This is a genomic window from Arthrobacter sp. Y3223166, from assembly GCF_059090935.1.
Genome location: NZ_JBNHGE010000072.1, coordinates 1 through 4595, shown reverse-complemented (window position 1 = coordinate 4595; position 4595 = coordinate 1). Strand labels below are relative to the sequence as shown.

Genomic DNA, 4595 nt, shown 5'->3' with positions numbered 1-4595 from the left:
TAGCCGGAGGTGCCGGGTCAGCCGAAGGCGCGGTGCTAGCCGGAGGTGCCGGGTCAGCCGAAGGCGCGGTGCTAGCCGGAGGTGCCGGGTCAGCCGACTGGCCCGCCTCGCGGGCGGCGAATTCCTTATCCACCTTGGCGACGCGCGGCGGGATGGCGGCGCGCAGTACGTCGCTGACGTTGCCTGCGTAACGCTCGGCCACGGACGTGGCCAGCCGGAGCAGTTCTTCGGTCAGCACCGGCTGCGCGGAAACCACTTTGGCCAACGGGGCAAGCTTGACCCCTTCCGGAACCTCCGACGTGCGGCGGGTGATGTACCCGCTCATTTCCTGGCCGCCGAAGCGGGCCTTGACCCGCGCGCCGGGAACAGCGTCGTCGTCCAGATTCTCCGGCACCAGGTAATCGAAGATCCGGTCCAGATGTGGCAGCGGCGTTTCGATCAGCACCTGCGCCACCGGGTCGGTCGCCGCCGCCGGCGAGGTACCCGGCGCCTGCTTGGGGGCACCGAAGCCCTGCAGCAGGCTCAGCTGGTGCGGATCAGAGCCCATCAGGCTCAGGCGTTGAAGTAGCTGCGCAGCGCGTCGGCCCGGTCGGTCCGCTCCCAGGTGAAGTCGGGATGTTCGCGGCCGAAATGGCCGTGCGCCGCGGTCTGCTTGTAGATGGGCCGCTTGAGCTGCAGGTCGTCGATGATGCCCAGCGGACGCAGGTCGAAGACTTCCTCGATCGCCTGGGCGATACGCGCCGGGTCAACGGTCTCGGTTCCGAAGGTTTCGACGTAGATGCCGACCGGCCGCGCCATCCCGATGGCGTACGCGATCTGGATCTCGGCGCGCCGGGCCAGTCCCGCGGCGACCACGTTCTTGGCCACCCAGCGCATGGCATAGGCAGCGGAACGGTCAACCTTGGACGGATCCTTGCCGGAAAATGCGCCGCCGCCGTGACGGGCCATGCCGCCGTAGGTATCCACGATGATTTTGCGTCCGGTCAGCCCGGCGTCGCCCACCGGCCCGCCGATCACGAAGTCGCCGCCCGGATTGAGGATGTAGCGCACGTTGGTGGCGTCCAGTGAGCTGGCCGCCAGCACCGGCTCGATCACGCGCGAGGCGAGGTCAGCACGCAGGTGGTCGAGGTCCACGCCGCCTTCATGCTGGCTGGAAATCACGACCGAGTTAACCGACACCGGCTTGTCGCCGTCATAACCGATGGTCACCTGCGTCTTGCCGTCGGGCCGCAGATACGGAAGCGTCCCGTCCTTCCGCACCTCGGTCAAACGCTCGGACAGCCGGTGCGCGAGCCAGATCGGTGCGGGCATCAAGACGTCGGTCTCGTCGCTGGCATAGCCGAACATGATGCCCTGGTCACCGGCACCCTGGGCATCGCGCGCATCGATGCCGGTCCCCTCGCGGGTTTCGAACGAATTAAAGACCCCGGAGGCAATCTCCGGCGACTGCTGCCCGATCGAAACCGACACGCCGCAACGCTCGCCGTCAAACCCCTTATCCGAGGAGTTGTATCCGATCTCCAGGATGGTGTCGCGGACAATCTGGGGGATCTCCACATAGCCCTTCGTGGTGACCTCGCCGGCCACGTGGACCAGGCCGGTCGTCGTCAGCGTCTCTACGGCTACCCGCGACTCGGGATCCTCGCGCAGCAGCGCGTCGAGAATGGCGTCGGAAATCTGGTCACAGATCTTGTCCGGATGGCCTTCGGTCACGGACTCGGACGTGAAGAGCCGCAGATTGCTGTCAGAAGAAGTCACAGACATACCTTACTTGCTGGCGAGGACCGCCACGGAACGGTTGGCGCGGCCTCGAAAGGCCGGGTCATGGAGCGAAACGGTAGTACACAGGGGGTCACGGGCGGCCTGGTTTTCGCGGCCGGCCGGAAGCGCCCGCGTGCAGTGTCAGCGGGAGAGTTCGGCGGTGATGCGCTCGACGACCACCGCGGCCGCGCTGTCTTTGCTGCCGCGGTGGGTCTGCGGTTCGACGCCGCTGCGTGCGAGCACCGTGATCTCGGTGTCATCCTGCCCGAACACCAGGTCGCGGCCCACGCGGTTGAGCACCAGCAGGTCGCAGCCCTTTCGCTCGAGCTTGCTGCGCGCGTAGTCGAGCACGTCGCCGCGGTCGTCGCCGGTTTCCGCGGCGAAACCGATAATCAGCGGCACCTCGCCGGAGCCGCGCTGCTGCACGACCTCCACCAGGATGTCCGGGTTCCGCACCAGCGTGATCACGGGGTCGTCGGCGTCGTCGCGCTTCTTGATCTTGGTGTCGGTCACTTCAGCCGGACGAAAATCCGCCACGGCGGCTGCCATGATGACGACGTCGGAGCGCGCCGCCGCTTCGAGCGTCGCCTCGCGCAGGTCCAGGGCGGTTTCCACCGAGCTGGACTTGATCCCGTCCGGGATATCCACCTCAAGGTGGGCGGCGATCAGTTCAACCTCCGCTCCCGCGGCCGCAGCGGCGCGGGCCAGTGCCACGCCCTGCTTGCCGGAGGACCGGTTGCCCAGGAAGCGTACGGGGTCCAGCGGTTCGCGGGTACCGCCGGCGGTGACCAGGACCCGCTTGCCGGCCAGCGGACCGGGTTCCGGAGCCGCGAGGGCGGGGGCGGACGCATCCGCCGGCCAGCCGGCCTCCGCCGTCGTCCGCGGTTGCAAAGTCCCGTCTGCGAGGGCTGCGGTGATGAAGTCGTAGATGTCCGCCGGTTCGGGCAGCCGGCCGGGGCCGGTGTCCTTGCCGGTGAGCCGCCCGATGGCCGGGTCCATCACCGTGATGCCGCGGCCGCGCAGCGTTGCCACGTTCGCCACGGTGGCCGGGTGCTGCCACATTTCGGTGTGCATGGCCGGCACAAAGACCACCGGCGCGGTGGCCACCAACAGGGTGTTGGTGAGCAGGTCGCCGGCCAGGCCGGCGGCGGCGCGCGCCAACAGGTCCGCTGTGGCCGGGCATACCACCACGAGGTCGGCTTCCCGGCCGAGGCGGACGTGGTTGACCGACTCGACGGCATCGAACACGCTGTTGCTCACCGGGTTGCCGGAGAGGGCCTCCCACGTGGCGCGGCCAACGAACTTCTCGGCGGCGTCGGTCGGGATCACCGTCACCTCGTGGCCGGCTTCCTTAAACAACCGAAGCAGGGATGCCGACTTGTAGGCGGCGATCCCGCCGCCTACGCCCAAAATGATCCGCATGCCTGCCCCGGTGTTAGACGCTGGTTACTCTGCAACCTTTTCGACGGGCTTGCTGACCAGCAGGCCCTCGTTGATTTCGCGCAGTGCGATGGACAGCGGCTTCTCGTTCAGCTTCGTGTCCACCAGCGGGCCGACATACTCGAACAGGCCTTCGTGCAGCTGCGAGTAGTAGGCGTTGATCTGGCGGGCACGCTTGGCACCGTAAATCACCAGCGCGTACTTCGAATCCGTTGCTTCCAGCAGGGAGTCGATCGGCGGGTTGATGATGCCTTCGAGGTTGGTCGACACAAAATCTCCAATGGGTTCCGGGACGTGTTCTTCGGGGCCCGCTCAGCGCGGGTGCGGAACAAGTCCCATCAATGAAACGAGCTCGTCTGCCGCCCGCTTGACATCGTCATTCACGACGGTGAAATCGAACTCTGGCTCGGCAGCAAGTTCCAGTTTAGCGGTTTCCAGCCGGCGCTGCTGTTCCTCGGGTGTTTCCGTGCCGCGCCCCACCAGCCGGCGGACCATTTCCTCCCAGCTGGGCGGGGCCAGAAACACGAACGTGGCATCGGGCATGGACTGTTTGACCTGCCGGGCGCCCTGCAGGTCGATCTCCAAGAGCACGGACTTTCCGTCTGCCATGGCCTCTTCGACGGTGCGCCGCAGCGTGCCGTAGCGGTTCCGGCCGTGCACCAGGGCCCATTCCAGCATGTCGCCGGCCGCCACCAGGCGGTCGAACTCTTCGGGGCCGACGAAAAAGTAATGGACGCCGTCCTGCTCACCGGGCCGCGGTTCCCGGGTGGTGGCGGATACGGAAAGCCAGACGTCGGGGTAGTTGTCGCGGATATAGGTGGAAACGGTGCCCTTGCCGACGGCGGTGGGGCCGGCGAGAACGGTCAGGCGGGGTTTGTCGGACATATCTTCCATCTGTTACTGGGATTCCAAGTGGTCTATCAGGGCTCGCCGCTGGTGGATGCCGAGCCCGCGCAGCCGGCGGCTGGGCGCAATGCGGACCGCCTCCATGATGGCGGCGGCGCGGACCGGTCCGATGCCCGGCAAGGATTCGAGCAGGTCGGCCACGCGCAGCCGGCCGACCGATTCCATTGACCCGGCCGCCTCGATTACCTCGGCGACGGTCATGGCGCCGGATTTCACTTTGGCCTTGATTTCCGCGCGCTCGACCCGGGCGGCCGTCGCTTTCAGCCGGGCGGTGGTGCGTTCGCTCTCCGTCAGCGGTCGAAGACCCACAGCTCCTCCAGACAATCCGGCCCGTCGGACAAGATGCCGGGCGGGCATATTGGGCATGAATTGAACTTACCAGAACGGCAACACCGCGGCTGAAGGGCCGCTGCCCGGCGCAGGAGGCGTGGACCGGGCAGCCGGCTGCCGGCCGCCCCAGGCCCCGCCTGCCCGGCCGGCTGCTCAAC

Annotated in this window: 6 protein-coding genes; all 6 read right to left on the bottom strand. The window is 67.3% G+C overall.

Annotated elements, in window-relative coordinates; all coding sequences use genetic code 11:
• Positions 1 to 547: primosomal protein N' family DNA-binding protein (locus tag AC5RUH_RS16410; protein ID WP_494102251.1), on the bottom strand; the 547-nt coding region annotated here is incomplete at its 3' end.
• 5 nt (positions 548 to 552) lie between these two features.
• A complete protein-coding gene (gene metK / locus AC5RUH_RS16405) occupies positions 553 to 1758 on the bottom strand; it encodes a methionine adenosyltransferase (RefSeq protein WP_494023035.1) in 1206 nt (401 codons plus the stop codon).
• A gap of 144 nt (positions 1759 to 1902) precedes the next feature.
• Complete coding sequence (locus tag AC5RUH_RS16400; protein WP_494073878.1) at positions 1903 to 3183, bottom strand: bifunctional phosphopantothenoylcysteine decarboxylase/phosphopantothenate synthase; 1281 nt, start codon at positions 3181 to 3183, stop codon at positions 1903 to 1905.
• A 24-nt stretch (positions 3184 to 3207) separates the two neighbouring features.
• On the bottom strand, positions 3208 to 3471 hold the full coding sequence (gene rpoZ, locus AC5RUH_RS16395; protein WP_493999794.1) for a DNA-directed RNA polymerase subunit omega: 264 nt from the start codon (positions 3469 to 3471) through the stop codon (positions 3208 to 3210).
• A 42-nt stretch (positions 3472 to 3513) separates the two neighbouring features.
• The gene (gene gmk, locus AC5RUH_RS16390) at positions 3514 to 4086 is read right to left on the bottom strand and encodes a guanylate kinase (protein ID WP_493999795.1); all 573 of its coding nucleotides are present in this window, start codon (positions 4084 to 4086) and stop codon (positions 3514 to 3516) included.
• Between the two features lie 12 nt (positions 4087 to 4098).
• A complete protein-coding gene (gene mihF, locus AC5RUH_RS16385) occupies positions 4099 to 4416 on the bottom strand; it encodes an integration host factor, actinobacterial type (protein WP_493999796.1) in 318 nt (105 codons plus the stop codon).
• Positions 4417 to 4595: the final 179 nt, after the last annotated feature.